12 protein-coding genes are annotated in these 18,126 nt (G+C 65.5%); 10 read left to right on the top strand and 2 right to left on the bottom strand.

Annotated elements, in window-relative coordinates; genetic code table 11:
• The coding region (locus ACMPH2_RS07905; protein ID WP_417119139.1) for an FAD-dependent oxidoreductase at positions 1-1,193 on the top strand (1,193 nt) is incomplete at its 5' end.
• 44 nt (positions 1,194-1,237) lie between these two features.
• Here ACMPH2_RS07905 and ACMPH2_RS07900 read toward each other — a convergent pair.
• Together ACMPH2_RS07900 and ACMPH2_RS07895 are read right to left on the bottom strand one after the other, a co-directional pair.
• Entirely contained in the window at positions 1,238-2,422 is a 1,185-nt protein-coding gene (locus ACMPH2_RS07900; RefSeq protein ID WP_417119138.1) for a hypothetical protein, read from the bottom strand.
• A gap of 451 nt (positions 2,423-2,873) precedes the next feature.
• Complete coding sequence (locus ACMPH2_RS07895) at positions 2,874-4,283, bottom strand: lipopolysaccharide biosynthesis protein (RefSeq protein ID WP_417119137.1); 1,410 nt, start codon at positions 4,281-4,283, stop codon at positions 2,874-2,876.
• Between the two features lie 234 nt (positions 4,284-4,517).
• Here ACMPH2_RS07895 and ACMPH2_RS07890 point away from each other — a divergent pair, with 234 nt between their 5' ends.
• The 9 genes from ACMPH2_RS07890 to ACMPH2_RS07850 all read left to right on the top strand — a co-directional run bounded on the left by ACMPH2_RS07890 (position 4,518) and on the right by ACMPH2_RS07850 (position 17,901).
• The gene (locus ACMPH2_RS07890; RefSeq protein WP_417119136.1) at positions 4,518-7,280 is read left to right on the top strand and encodes a phosphoenolpyruvate carboxylase; all 2,763 of its coding nucleotides are present in this window, start codon (positions 4,518-4,520) and stop codon (positions 7,278-7,280) included.
• Between the two features lie 336 nt (positions 7,281-7,616).
• A complete protein-coding gene (locus tag ACMPH2_RS07885) occupies positions 7,617-7,898 on the top strand; it encodes a FeoA family protein (RefSeq protein ID WP_231782223.1) in 282 nt (93 codons plus the stop codon).
• Positions 7,899-7,958: 60 nt separating this feature from the next.
• Complete coding sequence (locus ACMPH2_RS07880) at positions 7,959-8,195, top strand: FeoA family protein (RefSeq protein ID WP_009277931.1); 237 nt, start codon at positions 7,959-7,961, stop codon at positions 8,193-8,195.
• Positions 8,196-8,318: 123 nt separating this feature from the next.
• Positions 8,319-10,985 carry a ferrous iron transporter B gene (feoB, locus tag ACMPH2_RS07875; protein ID WP_417119135.1) on the top strand — a complete coding sequence of 889 codons (2,667 nt, stop codon included), beginning with the start codon at positions 8,319-8,321 and terminating at the stop codon, positions 10,983-10,985.
• A gap of 123 nt (positions 10,986-11,108) precedes the next feature.
• Positions 11,109-11,984 (top strand): helix-turn-helix transcriptional regulator, encoded by an 876-nt coding sequence (locus tag ACMPH2_RS07870; protein ID WP_417119134.1) that lies wholly within the window; start codon positions 11,109-11,111, stop codon positions 11,982-11,984.
• A gap of 210 nt (positions 11,985-12,194) precedes the next feature.
• Positions 12,195-12,497 carry a hypothetical protein gene (locus ACMPH2_RS07865; protein ID WP_009277928.1) on the top strand — a complete coding sequence of 101 codons (303 nt, stop codon included), beginning with the start codon at positions 12,195-12,197 and terminating at the stop codon, positions 12,495-12,497.
• 6 nt (positions 12,498-12,503) lie between these two features.
• On the top strand, positions 12,504-14,621 hold the full coding sequence (locus ACMPH2_RS07860) for a heavy metal translocating P-type ATPase (protein ID WP_417119133.1): 2,118 nt from the start codon (positions 12,504-12,506) through the stop codon (positions 14,619-14,621).
• A 113-nt stretch (positions 14,622-14,734) separates the two neighbouring features.
• Complete coding sequence (locus ACMPH2_RS07855) at positions 14,735-15,445, top strand: ABC transporter ATP-binding protein (protein WP_417119132.1); 711 nt, start codon at positions 14,735-14,737, stop codon at positions 15,443-15,445.
• Positions 15,446-15,450: 5 nt separating this feature from the next.
• The gene (locus ACMPH2_RS07850) at positions 15,451-17,901 is read left to right on the top strand and encodes an ABC transporter permease (RefSeq protein ID WP_417119131.1); all 2,451 of its coding nucleotides are present in this window, start codon (positions 15,451-15,453) and stop codon (positions 17,899-17,901) included.
• Positions 17,902-18,126: the final 225 nt, after the last annotated feature.

Below are 18,126 nucleotides of genomic sequence, written 5' to 3'. Positions count from 1 at the left end.
GTCAGGAGGGATGCCCGGTCCATACGGCCATCCCCCAGGTGATTCAGATGTTTCGCGAGCGCAGGATGGAGGAGGCGGGCAGGACCCTCTTCGAGAACAACCCCATGAGCGTGGTGTGCGCGCTGGTGTGCAACCACAGCGCGCAGTGCGAGGGGCATTGCATTCGGGGGCGCAAGGGCACCCCGATTCACTTCTCGGCCATCGAGGACTACATCTCCGACGCATACCTGGACCGCATGGGGCCGGACGAGCTGCCTGAGCGCAACGGACGCCACGTCGCCGTGGTGGGCTCCGGTCCCGCGAGTCTCACGGTTGCCATCCAACTTGCCGCCCTTGGCTGCGACGTCACGATCTTCGAGCAGAAGATGGAGATCGGTGGCGTGCTGCGCTATGGCATCCCCGAGTTCAGGCTGCCCAACTCCATCATCGACCGCTATCGTGCGCTGCTCGATCGCCTGCGCGTGCTCGTGCGTCCCAACACGACGATCGGCGGCGCGCTGAAGCTCGACGACCTCCTGCGTGACGGCTACGACGGCGTCTTCGTGGGCACTGGCGCCTGGCGCGCAAAGACCCTGGGCATCAAGGGGCAGGCGCGCGGCAACGTCTTCTTCGGAATCGACTACCTGGTCAACCCCGAGGTCTGTGAGATCGGCCAGGACGTCGCCGTCATCGGCGTGGGCAACGTCGCCATGGACGTGGCGCGCACGGCGATCCGCCAGGGGGCGCGTCGCGTGACGCTGTATTCCAACTGGGGTGGCGTCTCGGCAAACTCTGACGAGGTGGAGCTTGCGCAACTCGATGGCGCGCAGATCGTCTACGGGCAGTCCATCGAGTCGATCAACGACAGGGGGCCGGTGTTCCGCCGCTCGATCCTAGACGAGGAGGGACAAGTCGTCGACATGAGCGACGAACTCGTTCAGGTGGAGTGCGACACGGTGATCTTCTGCGTCTCGCAGGTGCCCAAGGACAAGCTGATCCTCACCACCCAGGGACTCAGGGGCACGGAGCGGGGGACCCTGGTGGTGGATGACGACTGCATGACCACGGTCGAGGGCGTCTTCGCCGCGGGTGACGTGGTGAACGGCCCCAAGACGGTGGTGCACTCCGTCGAGGGGGCCAAGAGGGCGGTCGTCGGCATGCTGCGCTACATGGGGCTGGACGAGTCCGGGCGTCCGGTCGCGGCGCAGGAGTAGGCCAGAGTCTCGCAAGAGCCAAGGCCGCTTGGCCATGGGACCCGTCAACTGGCGGGACCCGGCTCCTTGTTGCCGGGAAGCCTGGCATGCCTCTTCCTCTTGGCGCGCCTTGTCTCCCGTCTGTTGACCGACGCGACTCGTAGTCTGGATTGGGCAAGCAGGGATCCCAACACCTCTGCCCGGATGGCGTGCCGTGCGGGGTCGTCAAGCAGCCGCAGCACCCTCCTCGCCTCTGTCCTGTGGCCCTTGGCGTCAATTGCGTTTGCGATGCGGGCGAGGGTTCTCTCGAGGGAGGACGTATCCCTCAGGTCTTCGCTACGAAGGATGAAGAGCGTGTCGCCCATGGTGGAATAGTCCTCGATGCGCAGCTTGTCGTCTCGCATGCTCCGCTCTTGCGCATGGGAATCGCGGCCGTTGTATTCGAGCGAGATCCCAAAGCGGTCAAATCGGATGTCAGGCCTCATGCTGCGATGCATCAGCAGCCCCCTTGGGTCGTTCGAGAGGTCGATGGGCCTGTTGAGCGCCCCAAAGGTCAGGCTCACTCCCCCATAGCGCGGTGGGTTCGAGAGCATCAGCCCCAGGATGGACTCCATGGGGGAGGCGGAGCCATCGAGGATCATCTTCGCCGCCTGTCGAGCCAGCTTCGCTCCGTGCCTCCCCCTGCTCGCGGCTAGGTACGAAGACACCTCCGAGGAGGTGGCAAGGGGGTCCAGGCCAAACCCACACCCGCCGTCGTGCCCTGGCTCAAAGGAGTATGTGCCGCAGAGCTCGCAGCCCAGGCCCATGAGCTCGGCAGTCGCGGAAAGATTGCTCATCCTTCCCGATGAAACGAGCTGGTTCAGTTCGGAGGCTCGTCCTAGGAGCATGAGCCCGGGGGCATCCACATAGACGTTGACGCCCCTTATGGGACTGTCGAGAAAGGGGGTCCTGGTGTCACAGACGCGCAGGAGCGAGTTTGGCAACAGCTCGCCCTCGGTGACGCTGCAACTGAGGCCACGAACAAGAATGCGCTCCTTGCTTGATGCGACCCTGATGCCGATTGCTGGGTCCTCGGCCGCAAGCAGGGGGGCAACGAGTTCCCTGACCCCGCTGTGCCCCATCACGTCTCGGCCGCTTGCGTCGACGGGAGGCACCGCCTGGAGCGTGGCTGGTGCCAGGCCGAGGTCGGACCTCAGGCGAGCGGCGCGAAGGAGCGCCACTCCCACTTTTCCCGTGATTACCAGATTCATCCCGTTGGCCCCCTGACTGGAAACTTCGGTGTCGCAAGTGCTGCCGCGAGCTTTTCAAGGTGCAAGAAACCTAAATGGCGTTAGTGTAAACAACGGACAGGAAAAATGGATGATTCTGGATGTGATTGACGATTGTGTAAGGATGATTAGCTCAACTTGGCAATGAGCCACAGAATTCTTTTACACAATCGGAGAACACGTCCATTTGCCCATGTTCTCCGGCAGCGAACTTCGCACAATCGTTGAAGTCGAAACCACTCTCGTTGGGAATCGAGTGCGGGGCGTTTGACGATTGGTGCGTGGCGAACGGGGAGCGCAGATGGAATGTCTTTTTTGTCATAGCACTTGGGGATGTCGCGGGCAGAGCGGTCTGATGAGGCTCCTGACAAGGGCGTGGGGAAGTCTGGTGAAGATTCCCGGGCGCGTGCGGTTGGCGTCGGTCAGCCCCCTTCTAGCCCCTCACGCGGAGCAGGACGTACTGGACCACGAGCATGCCGAAGAGGGTGGCCATCGAGGCGAAGTAGGCCCAGACCGCACCATTGAACCCGAGCGTCGCCACCAGCGCCACGCTCAACACGACCGAGAGTGCGAAGGTGAGCGCGTAGCTTCTGGTGACGAGCTCCTGGCGGCGCAGCACGGTGATGATCTGGTAGAGGAAGTCTACGACCGCCGACATCCCCCCCGCGAGGACCATCAGGTACAGCTGGGCGCGCATGGGCTCGAAGTCGGTGCCATAGAGGATTCCCAGCAGGGGCACGCCGAAGGCGGCGTTGAAGAGAAGGGTGCCGGCCGTCAGCGCCGCCGCGACGCCTGCCATGGCGACCACGATGAGGTCGAAGCGTCCCCGGTGGTTGGGCTCTGACCAGATGTTGGCGAGCCTCACGAGCTGGGGCTTGTACACCAACCCCACGGTCATTGCGATGCCCTGCGCGGGAAAGTAGATGGCGTTGAAGAAGAGCTGGCTCTCGTAGGCCAGCGCGCCTTCCATGGCGAACTTGGGAACGGACTCGATGAGCACGAAGAGGAACTGCGCCGCGAAGGCTGGTGCGCATTCGACGAAGATCTCTCGCAGCTCCACGAGGCGGACCCCACGCGAGCGAGGGGTCTCGAGCAGGGCGAGGGGAAGGCTCACCAGCAGGAGCGAGACCCCTGCCGCCCCGGCAAGCGCAAGGCTTGCCACCGCGACGTCATGCGTGACGAGCAGCGCCACGGTGAAGGCGAGCATGGACACGCCGCAGCGCAGCGCCTGGGAGACGCCAGCCAGCCAGAGCTTGTCACATTGCTGGAGCCGTCCCTCGTACACGTCTGCGAGCGAGTCGACCAGGCGGAAGGCGAAGGTACCCACGCAGATCGAGAGCATCTCGCCCGAGTAGCCCTTGACCAGGCACCAGAGCCAGGCCACCCCAACCATGAGCAGACAGCTCGCGGCCCTCTGGAGCTGGTACGAGCCAAACGACTCAGCCTCGTCCACGTCGGAGACCTGGTAGGTGCGCACACCATAGGTCCCCACGAACTGCAGGAGGTTGGCGATGACGAATGCCATGGAGAAGCGCCCCGCCGCCTCGGCGCCCGCGAGTTGGGTGGCGATGACGGTGAGCAGGGGGAAGAGCACCCCCCAGAGCCCTAGGCCCAGACTGTTGAAGAGGTAGTCGCTGCGGGTGCGGTGGGCGGCGTAGCGTGCGGTCTGGTCTGCGAGCGACCCCGACCACACGGACGAGATGAGTCTGTCCCACCAGTCGTTGGCGAGGCGCGCGAGGAAGGGCGCCTTGGTCGTCCCGGCCGTGCGAGGCCCGCCGGCGACGAAGCGTTTGCTCCCTCTTGTCCCCTTGTCTCGAAAGGTCCTGTCCAGTGGGTTGGTCATGTGATGCCTCGCACATCCTGTGAGCGCTCGTCCCGGTAGGTCGGGTCTGGACTCGACGGCCCCCCTGTCCCTTCCCGCCCTGGCGATTGTATCCCGCCCTGCGCGTGAAGATTGGGTTTCGCTGCGGTCGGCTACATCCTCGGCATACACCCGCCGGCTAAAGTATGGTGTGCGATTCTTTGGCACAAGAGGCTCGAGGCCGGCGCCCGCGACGTTGGCCCAGGGGGAGGTACGGTGTCTGAGCTGGATAGACTGAAGGAGGGCGGGCAGGGTTCTGTCCGACCCTCCGCAAGCGAGGCAGAGCTCGAGTGGGCTGCCGCCCGCGAGGCGCTCTCCGAGGTCGAGGTTCCCGACGGGCTCAAGGACAACATGGCGCTCTTCCTGCGCCTGGTGCGCAAGGTACTTGGCGAGTACGACAGCGACCTGCGCGCGACCTTCGACGCGCTGCTCGTCGACACTATCAAGGCGAACTCCTACGAGCCGGGCACCAACCAGGTCGAGATGGACGCCTTCCGCGACGCCGTGCGCATCATCGACTCCCTGCCCGTGGAGAAGGCGACCCTGGTCATGCGCGCCTTCGCGGCCTACTTCCACCTCGCCAACGTCTGCGAGGAGAATTACCGTGTGGGCTCCCTGCGCTCGCGCGAGAGTGTCATATCGACCAGCGAGCGCGAGGACACCATCAACGACCTGACCGTGGCATACCGCCAGCTCGTGGACGAGTGCGGCACCGGCAAGGCCATGGCCCTGCTCGACCGCCTCGAGTTCCACCCGGTCTTCACCGCGCATCCCACCGAGGCACGTCGCAAGGCCGTCGAGGGCAAGATCCGCCGCATCGCAGGCCTGCTCGAGGAGCGTCCCCGACTCGGCGGCGCGTCCCTGGCCGAGAACGAGCGTCGCATGCTGCAAGAGATCGACGCGCTCTTCCGCACCTCGCCCATCGGCATCAAGAAGCCGACTCCCGTCGAGGAGGCCGACACCGTCATCGACATCTTCGACAACACCCTCTTCGACATGGTTCCCGAGGTCTACCGCCGCTTCGACGACTGGGAGCTGGGCGAGAAGGCCGGCACCGTCCCGCCCATCTGCCCCGCCTTCTTCCATCCCGGCAGCTGGATCGGCTCCGACCGTGACGGCAACCCAAACGTGACCGCCAAGGTGAGCCGCAAGGTGAGCGAGAAGTTCCGCGTCCACATGCTCGAGACCCTCACCGATGCCACGCAGGTCACGGGCCGGAACATCACCCTGGACGCCGCGTCGACCAAGCCCTCCTCCGAGCTGCTCAACCTCTGGAGCCACCAGGTCGAGATGAGCGAGTCGCTCACCAAGCGCGCCCAGGACGTGAGCGCCTCCGAGCTCCACCGCGCCGTGATGATCGTCATGGCAAACCGCCTGAGGGCGACCATCACCCGCACGGCCGACGTCATGTACGCCAACGCGGAGGAGTACGCCGCCGACCTCATGGTGGTGCAGCGCTCCCTCGCCAAGGCTGGCGCAGTGCGCACTGCCTACGGACCCGTCCAGAACCTCATCTGGCAGGCCCAGACCTTCGGCTTCCACCTGGTGGAGATGGAGTTCCGCCAGCACTCGCTGGTCCACAGCCGCGCCCTCGAGGACATCCGCGCACACGGCCGCTGGGGCGAGCGCGGCGAGCTCGCTCCCATGACCCGCGAGGTCCTGGACACCTTCCGCGCCATCGGCTCCATCCAGCGCAAGAACGGCGTCAAGGCCGCTCGCCGCTACATCATCTCGTTCACCCAGAGCGCACAGAACGTGGCCGACGTCTACGAGCTGGCCCGCCTCGCCTTCGCCCACGAGGAGGACGTCCCCACCCTCGACGTGATTCCCCTCTTCGAGCAGGTGGAGGACCTCGAGAACGCCATCGACACCCTCAACGAGGTCATCGAGCTTCCCGACGTGCAGCGCAGGCTCCGCCAGACCGGCCGCAGGCTCGAGGTCATGCTGGGCTACTCCGACTCCTCCAAGGACGCCGGCCCCACCTCTGCCACCCTGGTCCTGCACGCCACCCAGGCGCGCATCGCCAAGTGGGCGGAGGAGAACAACATCGACCTCGTGCTGATGCACGGCCGCGGCGGCGCGGTGGGACGCGGCGGCGGCCCCGCGAACCGCGCCGTCCTCTCGCAGCCCAAGGGCTCGGTCAACTGCCACTTCAAGCTCACCGAGCAGGGCGAGGTCATCTTCGCCCGCTACGGGGACCCCACCCTGGCACGCCGCCACGTGGAGTCGGTCGCCGGAGCGACGCTGCTCCAAAGCTCCCCCTCCATCGAGTACGTCAACACCGAGACCACGGCCAAGTACGCCGACGTCGCCACGGCGCTCGACCGGGCCTCGCGCGAGCGCTACCTCGACCTCCTCAACAGCGAGGGCTTCGCAGAGTGGTTCGGCGTCGTGACCCCCCTGGCCGAGATCGGCCTCATGCCCATAGGCAGCCGCCCGGCCAAGCGCGGCCTGGGGGCAAAGTCCCTGGCCGACCTCCGCACCATCCCCTGGATCTTCTCCTGGTCACAGGCGCGTACCAACCTCGCCGCCTGGTACGGGCTGGGCAGCGCCTGCGAGAGCTTCGGCGACCTCGCCCGCCTGAAGGAGGCCTACGCCGAGTGGCCCCTCTTCACGACCTTCGTCGACAACATCGAGATGTCGCTTGCCAAGACCGACGACCGCATCGCCCAGATGTACCTCGACCTCGCCGATCGTCCCGACCTCAACGAGAAGGTCCTGGACGAGATGCGCCTCACTCGCAAGTGGGTGCTCGCCATCACCGGCAACGAGTGGCCCCTCCAGAGCCGTCGCGTCCTGGGTCCCGTCATCCGCATGCGCCTGCCCTTCGTCAACGTCCTCTCGCTGGCGCAGGTGCGCGCGCTGGACACCCTGCGCAACAAGGGGGAGGCGCTCACTCCCGAGGAGCGCGAGCGCTTCATCTATCTGATTCTCTGCACCGTCTCCGGGGTCTCCGCCGGCCTGCAGAACACGGGCTGATCCTGTCGGACGGCGGTGCGCGATGACCCGTGGCGTGCCACGAGGGCAAGGGCTCATGAGGCGAGAGGGACGGGCCGTGGAGGTCGTCCCTCTCGTCCCATGACGGGCAATGGCTCCGGTCGGACCTCGCGGGCCGACGTGTCACCCAGTCTGAGCTGGGCTTCGCATCCAGGCCAACAGGATCCAATGTGTATGTTTTGCCATGATTTCCCCTTCCCAAAAAATTTGTTAGCTTTGGCTTCCCCAGTTGCCAAAAATCTCTACAATAGCGTGTTAGCTAGCATAAACTTGTGGTCCGTAGCCCAAACGGGCGGGACCCGGGTGGGGGAGCGTCTGATGGATGGAAGCGTTGTGGATGGCACGAGCATGACGAGCACCGCAGGAGTGCGCGTGGTCGGGGCACAGCTGCCCCTCTCGATGGTCTCGGAAGGCGAGACGGTCACCGTCGCCCGCGTCCGTGGCAGCCAGGAGCTCAGGCAGCATCTCGCCGAGCTCGGCTTCGTGCAGGGTGCCTCCGTGAAGGTCGTCTCGCGCGTGAACGGCGACGTCCTCGTGAGCGTCAAGGGGGCTACCTTCGGCATCGGGCGCGACATGGCCATGAAGATCGCCACCTGCTAGCAAGACAACGGGGGGTATTGGCGCCGGGCATCGCCCGGCCTGTTTTTCTAAGGGGGAAGAATGGCAAGTCTGAGGGACGTGAAGGTCGGCGAGAGCTGTACCGTCTCCAAGCTCACCGGTGCGGGGGCGATCAAGCGCCGCATCATGGACATGGGCCTCACCAAGGGCACCAAGGTCCTGGTCCACAAGGTCGCGCCGCTGGGGGACCCCATCGAGTGCACCATCCGCGGCTACGAGCTCTCGCTGCGCAAGGACGAGGCGGCGTGCATCGAGGTCGTGGACATAGCCAAGGAGTAGCTTCCCCGGGGCACGGCCCCTTTTTTCTGGCCGAGCGAGTTACCTAAAACTAACAAATGTGAGTCTTCAGGTAGCAAAGGTAAGCCGAGAATAACTCCGGACACGTAGCAGGAAAGGCAAGGAATGGCAGACAAGATCAACATCGCCCTGGCTGGTAACCCCAACTGCGGCAAGACAACGCTGTTCAACGAGCTCACCGGCTCGAACGGCTACGTCGGCAACTGGCCCGGCGTCACGGTAGAGAAGAAGATGGCCACCTGGAAGGCCAACCACGACGTCACCTTCGTCGACCTTCCCGGCATCTACTCGCTCTCCCCCTATTCCCCCGAGGAGGTCGTCTCGCGTGACTACGTGGTCAATGACCGTCCCGATGCCGTGATCAACCTGATCGACGTCACCAACCTCGAGCGCAACCTCTACCTCACCACCCAGGTCCTCGAGGCGGGCCGTCCCGCCGTCGTGGGCCTCAACATGTGCGACCTGCTCAAGGAGCGTGGCGACGTCATCGACTCCAAGAAGCTGTCCCAGATGCTGGGCGTTCCCGTGGTCGAGGTCTCCGCCCTGCACAACAAGAACCTCGACGAGCTGGTCAACGCCTCCCTCGACGCCTCCAAGGCCGGCAAGCCCGCAGAGGGCGTCAAGTGCTTCTCCGCCGAGGTCGAGTCCGCCCTGCAGACCATCGCGGGCCTCATCAAGGATGCCTGCCCCGCCGAGCTCGTTCGCTGGTATGCCATCAAGGTCTTCGAGCGCGATGCCGAGGCCATCCAGCCGCTGAACCTCGGCAAGGACGTCCTCGCATCCGCCGAGAAGGCCATCAAGGCCATCGAGGACGACCGTGACGACGACAGCGAGTCCATCATCACCTCCGACCGCTACGACTGGATCGCCACGGTCATGGACGCCTGCGTCAAGAAGGCCCCCAAGAAGCTCACCACCTCGCAGAAGATCGACCGCATCGTGACCAACCGCGTTCTGGGCCTTCCCATCTTCGCGGCCATCATGATCCTGGTCTACTACATCGCCATCTCCACCATCGGCACCAGCTGGACCGACTGGGTCAACGACAACCTCTTCTCCGATGGCTTCTTCTTGAGCGGCCAGTCGCAGGCCGCCTTCGACGAGGCCAAGGAGGAGTGGTCCTCCAACCACTACGCCGACCAGATCGACGGCTACCTCGCCGCCGCAGAGAAGGCCGGCGTCAACACCGATGGCGTCGCGGACGCCATCGCCGCGGAGGAGCCCACCGCCGAGGACGAGGCGACCATCGCCGACTTCCAGGCTGCGGCCGAGAAGGCCAAGGTCGTTGCCACCGACGTCCCCGTGCACGACGACGACGGCAACTTCGTCGACACCGACGACGAGGCCATCACCGAGGAGACCAGCGACGGCGAGCCGGTGCTCGCCGAGGGGCAGGAGCTCCAGGTGATCGACAAGGTGGACGCCGCCGGCTTCGCCGCCGCCCTCGAGGGCAAGGCCGCCGAGCCCGACGAGCACGACTTCGGCAGCTTCGTTGACTCCATCCCCACCGCAGCGACCAACGCGCTCGAGGCGGCTGGCGTCTCCGACCTCGTCAAGGGCCTCGTGGTCGACGGCGTCATCGGTGGCGTGGGCTCGGTCCTGGGCTTCATCCCCCAGATCTTCGTCCTCTTCGTGATGCTCTGCTTCCTCGAGGACTGCGGCTACATGAGCCGCGTCGCCTTCGTCATGGACCGCGTCTTCCGCCGCTTCGGCCTCTCGGGCAAGTCCTTCATCCCCATGATCGTCTCCTCCGGCTGCGGCGTCCCCGGCGTCCTCGCCACCAAGACGATCGAGAACGAGCGCGACCGCCGCATGACGGCCATGCTCACGACCATGATCCCCTGCTCGGCCAAGCTGCCCATCATCGCCCTGGTCATGGGCGTGCTCGCCGGCGGCTCCGACATGTGGTGGGTCGCCCCCATGTTCTACTTCCTGGGCATCGTCGCCATCATCGTCTCGGCCATCATGCTCAAGAAGACCAAGCCCTTCGAGGGCGAGCCCGTCCCCTTCGTGATGGAGCTTCCCGACTACCACTTCCCCAGCATCCGCTCCTGGGCGCTGCACGTGTGGGAGCGCGTCGCCTCCTACGTCAAGAAGGCAGGCACCATCATCTTCGCGGCCGCCGTGGGCATCTGGTTCCTCTCCAACTTCGGCATCGCGGGCTGGGACGGCGGCGACGGCGCCTTCGGCTTCCTCTCCGGCATGGAGGGCGTGCCCGAGAACTACATGGACTACTCCATCCTCGCCGGCGTGGGCGGCGCCCTGGGCTGGATCTTCCTTCCCCTGGGATTTGGCAACTGGCAGGCCACTGCGGCGTCCATCTCTGCCCTGATCGCCAAGGAGAACCTGGTCTCCACCTTCGGCGTCCTCTACGGCCTGGGCGGCGCAACCGAGAACTCCGTGAGCATGTGGCAGGGCTTCGCCGGGATGTTCACCGTCGCCGGCACGCTCCACGTCGGTGCCATGTGCGCGTTCGTGGCGTTCAACATGCTCTGCGCGCCCTGCTTCGCCGCCATGGGCACCATCCGTCGCCAGATGAACTCCGGCTGGTGGACGGCCTTCGCCATCGCCTACGAGTGCATCTTCGGCTGGGTGATCGGCCTGTTCATCAACCAGTTCTACGAGCTGGTCGTCTTCGGGAGCTTCGGCATCTGGACCGTGATCGCCTTCGTGCTGCTCGCGGCCATGCTCTTCCAGCTCTTCCGCCCGGCCCCCAAGTGGGACAAGAAGGACGAGAAGATCCTGGACAGCCTTGCGGAGGACGTGGCCTAGTCCTGGGCCCGCCCGCATCGCGGGCACGACGGGGTTTCGCGTGACCCCAGACTGCAAGCCAAGGCGCGCCGCCTGCCTGGAAGGTGGGTGGCGCGCCTTCTCATGAACGAGGAGAGAGCGGAAATGGAGCGGACGCAGAGGTCGGTCGAGGTCTTCGAGCCCCTGAGGGGCGCCCGTCTCGCCATCTCGAGCCCCCTCGCGAAGGGAACGAACGCCGCGGACTCCTGCCTTCGCTGGAGTGACGGGGAGCTCCTCCTCATCTATTGCAAGGAAGGCATCCGCCCCGCCCATCCCAGGTGCGCCTCGTCCTCGTCGCCCCGGTCCAAGACGCTCCTGGCGCTTCGCGGAAGGGGAGAAGGCGTCCATCCCCTGCAGCTGCGCAAGCTAGGGGGCATCGTCCTGCTGCTTGACCTGGGGCGCATCGCGCGGGAGGAGGGAGAGGCGCTCGCCGAGTTCGGCGTGGATGCCGAGGGCCTGGCTCTTCTTTCCCGCATGGGCACCACGGTGGCCTCCCTGGACGGGCATCCCGAGCTCGTCCATGTGCTCTTCGAGCTGAACGGCGCCCCGGAGCGGGGTCGTGAGGGCTACCTCAGGCTCAAGGTCGTGGAGCTGCTTCGTCTCCTCTCGCACATCGAGCTCACGGGCTCCGTCAGCCGTCCGCCCGTCCGCCAGTCGCATCGGCAGATCGCCTATCGCGCCCAGGGCGAGCTCATGCGCGACCTCTCCACGCCGCTCACCATCGAGCAGCTGGCGGAGCATTGCGAAAGCTCGCCCACCGTGCTCAAGCAGTCCTTCCGCGAGACCTTCGGCAGTCCCGTCTATTCCTGGTACCGCAGGCAGCGCATGAGGCGTGCGGCGGAGCTTCTGGGGGACGGCCGGCTGGGCGTCTCCGAGGTCGCGGCAGCCGTGGGCTACTCCAACCCGTCCAAGTTCTCCCGTGCCTTCTCCGCCTGCATGGGCTGCTCTCCCAGCGTCTGGAGGGCGCGCCACATGGTCTGAGGTCTGCCTCGGAGCATCGTCGCACGGACACCTCTCGCGCATCGAGAACGGCACACTCCCCAGAAGACCGTCCAAGTAGCGCGTCCGATTGGAGCGGTGCATCCTCTCGGAGTTGTGAATTCTCTCGACGCTGCCTTAGCGTACGAGAGGGATGACTGCTGCACAATGTCAACCAAGGCGACCTTGTGCCACGAGAGAGAGGGAGTAGTCATGCACGCTCATCACATCTGGTTCGCCGTCGGGGGCGCCGCCGTCGCAGGGACGGTCGCAAAGCTCGCGAGCACGGGGCTGCTCCACAAGGGTGCCGTCGCCGTTGCCACCTGCGCGATGAAGGTCGACGCCGCCGTGACGGCCGAGACCCAGAGCATCGTGGACGACGCGAACGACGCCACGGCCGAGGCTCGCCGCAGGGCGAAGATCGACTCAGCCGTAAAGGAGCGCCTTGCCGTCGAGGAGGCAAGGATCCGCGAGGAGGTCACTGCCAAGGTCGATGCCGAGGGTTGCGAGGCATAGCCCTTCATGCATTACAAGATCATCTCTGACCTTCCTGGCCGCCTGCGCCTGCGCTGCGGCTCCAACCTCTTTGGAGACGAGGAGGCGCGTGGCGTCGCATACGCGCTCATGCGCAGTCCCGGCGTGAGGCATGCGGAGGTCCACCCTGCCAACGGGTCGGTCCTGGTGGTCTTTGACCCGTCCTGTCGCGAGCGCGTCCTCGGCGTGGTAGACGGCCTCGACGTCCTCAGGCTTCCGACTGCGGAAGTGGGCATCGAGTCGTACGCGAACGCCATCGAGATCGCGGCCGAGAACAACCGCTTTGCCCTGCGCCTGGGCGGCCTCATCGCCTGGCGTGGCATACGGAGCCTGCTTCTTCCTGCCCCCCTGCGCCACGCATGGACGCTCATGCGCTCCGTCGGCTTCATCGCGGAGGGTCTGAGGCGTCTTGCGCGCGGCGAGATCACGGTCGAAGTGCTCGACGCCACCGCCGTGGTGGCGTCGCTCCTGAGGCGCAGCTTCGGCGAGGCCGACACGGTCATGTTCCTGCTGCAGCTCTCCTCGGTCCTGGAGAGGCACGTGCAGAGCCGCGCCCACCTCGCCCTCAAGGACGGTCTCATCACGCGCGCCGAGAACGTCTGGGCCGTGGTCGATGGCAGGGACGTGCGCATCTCCATGGACGAGGTCGAGCGTGGCCAGGTGCTTCACCTTCCCCAGGGGAGCGTGCTTCCCGTCGACGGCACGGTGGTGGACGGGGAGGGACAGATAGACGAGGCGTCCATGACCGGCGAGTCACGCCTGGTGCACAAGTCGGCGGGGTCCACGGTCTATGCGGGCACCGCCCTCGAGGACGGGGACCTCCTCGTTCGCGTGACCGCTGCTCCGGGGGACGCGCGCATCGACGGCATCGTGACCATGGTCGAGCAGTCTTCCGAGCTCAAGGCGGGCGTCCAGAGCAAGGCGGAGCACCTTGCTGACGCGCTGGTGCCCTACAGCTTCCTCTCGTTCTTCGCGATTCTGGCCCTGACGCGCAACGTGACGAAGGCCATGGCCGTGCTCATGGTCGACTACTCCTGCGCCATCAAGCTCTCGACTCCCGTCGCGGTCATGAGCGCCATCGACGAGGCCTCCAAGCGCAGCATCGTGGTCAAGGGCGGCAAGTACCTCGAGGCCCTCGCCACAGCGGACACCGTCGTCTTCGACAAGACCGGCACCCTCACCCATGCCTCTCCGCGCGTCGAGGGGGTGCTGAGCCTCACCGGTGCGGACGAGGACACCGTGCTGCGCTACGCGGCATGCATAGAGGAGCACTTCCCCCACAGCATGGCGCGCGCCATCGTGGCCGAGGCGGCCCGCCGTGGCCTCAGCCACGAGGACGAACTGCACGCCAAGGTCAACTACGTGGTCGCGCATGGCATTTCGACGCAGGTGGACGGGCTCGAGGCGCTCATAGGCAGCGCCCACTTCCTCTTCGAGGACGAGGGAATCGCGAAGCCGGACGACCTCGAGGAGACCATCCAGGAGGCCATGCCCACCGCCTCGGTTGTCTACCTGGCGCTCGGCGGCGAGCTCGTGGGTGCCATCTGCATCAGCGACCCGCTGCGCGGCGAGGCTGCCGCGACCATCGCGCGCCTCAGGGGGCTCGGCATCCAGAAGGTGGTCATGCTCACGGGCGACTCCGAGTCCTGCGCCGCCCACGTCGCCTCCTCCGTCGGCATCGACAGCTACCATGCGCAGGTGCTGCCAGAGGACAAGAGTGGCTATGTGCAGGCGCTGCGCGACGAGGGCCACACCGTCATCATGGTGGGCGACGGCATCAACGACTCGCCGGCACTTGCTGCGGCAAATGTTTCGGTCGCCCTCTCTGACGCGAGCGACATCGCCCGCGCCGTGGCCGACGTCTCGGTGCTGGACTCGTCGCTCGAGTCCCTGGTGACCATGCGTCTCCTCTCCCAGCGCCTCATGGGCCGCATCCGTCGCGACTACGGCTTCATAGTGGGCTTCAACTCCGCGCTCATCGCCCTGGGAGTTGCTAGCGCCATATCCCTCACGACCGCCGCCTACCTGCACAACGCCTCCACGCTGGGCGCGGTGGCCCTCAACACGCGCCACTTGCTGCGAGTGGGGGAGGGAGGGGTCGCCTAGCTTCCCCAACTGCCCGACTGCGCCCGATACTCCCCGTTTCCGTCCTGTCATTTGGGCCATCACCCTCCTATAATCGGTAAGCGCAGGCTAACTTTTACGTGGATGGGAAGCGCATGGGTGACGCAGCCTACCTTGAGGTCACGGACCTCAGAAAGGGTTATGGGTCGGGAGAGGCTCACGTGGAGGTCCTCAGGGGCATCTGCACAGGCGTGCGGTCAGGCGAGATCTGCACGCTCTTGGGTCCCTCGGGATCAGGCAAGTCGACCTTCCTCAACCTCGTGGGCGGCCTGGAGTCCGCCGACTCCGGCAGCATCCGCGTGGGCGGGGAGGAGCTCACGACCCTCTCTAGGCGCGAGCTCGTCGAGTATCGCCGTCGTGAGCTCGGCTTCGTCTTCCAGTTCTACAACCTCGTCCCAGACCTCACGATCAGGGAGAACATAGAGGTCTGCGCCTACCTCTCCTCCAAGCCCCTACCCATGGACGAGCTCCTCGAGTCCCTGGGCCTCTGGGACCATCGCGACAAGTTCCCCAACCAGGTCTCGGGTGGCCAGCAGCAGCGCTGCGCCATAGGTCGCGCCCTGGTCAAGGCCCCCCGCCTCCTGCTCTGCGACGAGCCCACGGGCGCCCTCGACTACAAGACATCCAAGGAGATCCTCCAGCTTATGGAGGACGTCAACCAGCGCTATGGCTGCACGATGGTCATCGTCACCCACAACGAGGCCATCCAGTACATGTCCCATCGCGTGCTCCAGCTGCGCGACGGACAGATCGTCTCGGAGCATACGAACCAGACGATCAAGCCCGCCTCCGAGCTGAGCTGGTAGTCGCCATGAGGAACCCACTCGACAGGCGTATCCCACGCGAACTCAAGGCGGACCTCGGGAAGTACCTGGGCATCTTTGCCCTCCTCTTCCTCATCTCCGCCATGGTGACCGGCTACATGGTCGCCGCATCGTCGCTCCAGGCGACCATCGAGGGCATGCGCGACAGGTATGTCGTCGAAGACCTGCAGTTCGACTGTGACTTCGAGGCTCCCAAGAAGGCAGTGAGGGCCGTAGGGGCACTGGGGATGACGGTGCACGAGAACTTCTACCGTGACCTCACGATGGGCTGGAGGAAGGCGTCCGGGGAGGAGGGAACCGGCACCGTCCGCGCGATGCGCGTCAGGCGAGACTTCGACCTTCCCATATACGTGGAGGGGGAGGAGCCGAACTCGAGGGGCCAGATCGCGCTCGACCGGACGTTCTGCGAGAACAACGGGCTGCGGGTGGGGGACCACGTCACCGTGGACGGGAGGGACTTCGCCATCAGTGGCGTCATGACGCTCTCGGACTATCCCACCCAGATGGTCCACAACTCCGACCTCATGTACAACAACCAGAGCTTCTCGGTCTCGCAGCTCTCTGACGACGACTTCGACCAGCTGGTGGGAAGCTCGGCCCAGTGGCGCTATTCGGCGGTACTGGACGACCGCTCTATGGCGCTTCCCCAGAGGGTCGAGCTCGAGAAGAAGGTGGCAGAGGCCGTCAACCAGAACGGCGCGTCGATCTCGAGCATCGTGGACCGCGAGGCCAACCAGGCCATCACCTTCAGCCAGGACGACGTGGTCCATGACCAGGGCATGTGGGAGGTCATGCTGGTCCTGCTCGTGCTCATCATGGCCTTCGTATTCGTGGTGCTCACCAACGCCACCATCGAGGAGCAGAGCTCGGCGATAGGCACGTTGCTCGCCTCGGGCTGGCGCCGCTCGGAGATCTTGCGGCACTACCTCACCTTGCCCGTCCTGGTGGGGACGGTCGCCTGCGTCGTCGGCAACGTCGTGGGCTACGCGTTCCTGATCAAGCCCATGGGCAACCTGTACATGCGTAGCTACAGCCTGCCTCCGTATGTGGTGACCTTCCAGCCGCGCGTCTTCCTGATGACGACGCTCATTCCCCTGGGCATGCTGGTGCTCATCACCTTCTTCGGCCTGCTGCGCAAGCTGGGTGCGACCCCCCTGGCGTTCCTGCGGCACGAGACCTCCCATCGCAGGGGCCTCGGCCGCGTGCACCTCCCCAGCTCCTGGGGCTTCTCCCTGCGCTTCAGGGCGCGCGTGTTCCTGCGCAACATCTCCCAGTTCGTCATCCTCTTCCTGGGCATCTCGGTGGGAAGCATCCTCCTTCTGATGGGTCTGATCATGCTGCCCACCGTCGAGCACGTCGCCCGCACCATGAGCCAGTCGGTTCCCGCCCAGCACGTGTACCTGCTCAAGGCGCCGCTGCGCCTCGATGGGAGTGCCGACGAGCGTGCGGCGTTCGAGGCTGCGGAGACGCTCTCCACCTCGAGCGCGGAGGACGTCCAGGCACTCGACCCCGCGACACTCCTGGGCCTCGCGGTCAAGGCGCAGACGGTCAACCCGGACGACCGGGCGGTCAACGTGCGCGAGAACTCTCCCGAGCGCATCGCGCAGGCCGAGCGATTTGCCGCTGCAAGCCTCGAGGTCAAGCGCAACCTCGCCGACTCGATGGAGCAGATCACGCTCTATGGCATCGAGGAGCCGTCGCGCTACTGGTCTGACGTGCAGCTCTCGCGCGGCGGGGTGGTCGTGGGCAGGGGACTGTCCCAGAAGTGCGACCTCAGGGTCGGGCAGACCTATCCCTTCGTCGACCGCTTCGAGGGCAAGACCTATGACCTCAGGGTGGATGGGATCACGGGCGGCGACACCAACATGGACGCATACCTGTCGCGTGCGGACTTCTGCGCGCTGATGGGGGAGCCGGACGACTACTTCAACGGCTATGCGTCGGACGAGGCCCTCGACCTCGATCCCCGCTTCGTCGCCAAGGAGATCACGCCGCAGGAGATGCTCAAGGTCGTCGACCAGATCCAGGAGTCCATGGGCGACATCATGAACACCATGGTCGCCCTCTCGGTGCCCTTCTACCTGGTGGTCATGTACCTGCTCACCAAGACGGTCATCGACAGGTCCGCCCGCTCGATCTCGTACATGAAGGTGTTCGGCTACCAGGACGGCGAGGTCGCCCGTCTCTACATCCGCTCGATCACCACGGTGGTGGCCCTGACCCTGGTGCTGAGCCTTGGCGGGATCGTGAGCCTCTTCAGGCTGATAATGAAGTTCATGATGGTCAGCTACTCCGGGAACTGGACGCTCTGGTACGCACCCCAGCACCTGGCGGAGCTGGTGGCCATCGGATTCGCCACCTATGGCATCGTCGCCCTGATTCACCTGCGCAACATTCGCAGGGTCTCCCTCTCGGAGGCGCTCAAGGTCCAGGAGTAGCTTGCGACGCGCCGCCAGCGACGACGCGACAAGGAGCGCGGCCTCCGTCTCCCAGGGGACGGGGGCCGCGTCATGCGGGCGAGAGAAGACCCCCGTCGAGTAAGGGCCTGCCCCGCCTTCCTGCTGGCCGCGCCATGTGGGCGAGAGAAGACCGCAAATCCCGTGAAATGCTGTCATCCCGGTGCGCCAACAGGCCAAACGCGAAAAACGACAGCATTTCCCGCA

It is taken from the genome of Olsenella phocaeensis (genome assembly GCF_048189965.1).
Taxonomy (GTDB): Bacteria; Actinomycetota; Coriobacteriia; order Coriobacteriales; family Atopobiaceae; genus Olsenella_I; species Olsenella_I phocaeensis.
The sequence above is the reverse complement of the archived record's forward strand: the minus strand, read 5'-3'. Positions and strand labels throughout refer to the sequence as shown.

What these genes read in the sequence shown, in the direction of transcription:
- ACMPH2_RS07880 (WP_009277931.1), top strand. Translation starts at nt 7,959, where the DNA reads ATGGCAAGTCTGAGGGACGTGAAGGTCGGCGAGAGCTGTACCGTCTCC.
- ACMPH2_RS07870 (WP_417119134.1), top strand. Translation starts at nt 11,109, where the DNA reads ATGGAGCGGACGCAGAGGTCGGTCGAGGTCTTCGAGCCCCTGAGGGGC.
- ACMPH2_RS07860 (WP_417119133.1), top strand. Translation starts at nt 12,504, where the DNA reads ATGCATTACAAGATCATCTCTGACCTTCCTGGCCGCCTGCGCCTGCGC.
- ACMPH2_RS07900 (WP_417119138.1), bottom strand. Translation starts at nt 2,422, where the DNA reads ATGAATCTGGTAATCACGGGAAAAGTGGGAGTGGCGCTCCTTCGCGCC.
- ACMPH2_RS07885 (WP_231782223.1), top strand. Translation starts at nt 7,617, where the DNA reads ATGGATGGAAGCGTTGTGGATGGCACGAGCATGACGAGCACCGCAGGA.
- ACMPH2_RS07895 (WP_417119137.1), bottom strand. Translation starts at nt 4,283, where the DNA reads ATGACCAACCCACTGGACAGGACCTTTCGAGACAAGGGGACAAGAGGG.
- feoB (WP_417119135.1), top strand. Translation starts at nt 8,319, where the DNA reads ATGGCAGACAAGATCAACATCGCCCTGGCTGGTAACCCCAACTGCGGC.
- ACMPH2_RS07865 (WP_009277928.1), top strand. Translation starts at nt 12,195, where the DNA reads ATGCACGCTCATCACATCTGGTTCGCCGTCGGGGGCGCCGCCGTCGCA.
- ACMPH2_RS07855 (WP_417119132.1), top strand. Translation starts at nt 14,735, where the DNA reads ATGGGTGACGCAGCCTACCTTGAGGTCACGGACCTCAGAAAGGGTTAT.
- ACMPH2_RS07850 (WP_417119131.1), top strand. Translation starts at nt 15,451, where the DNA reads ATGAGGAACCCACTCGACAGGCGTATCCCACGCGAACTCAAGGCGGAC.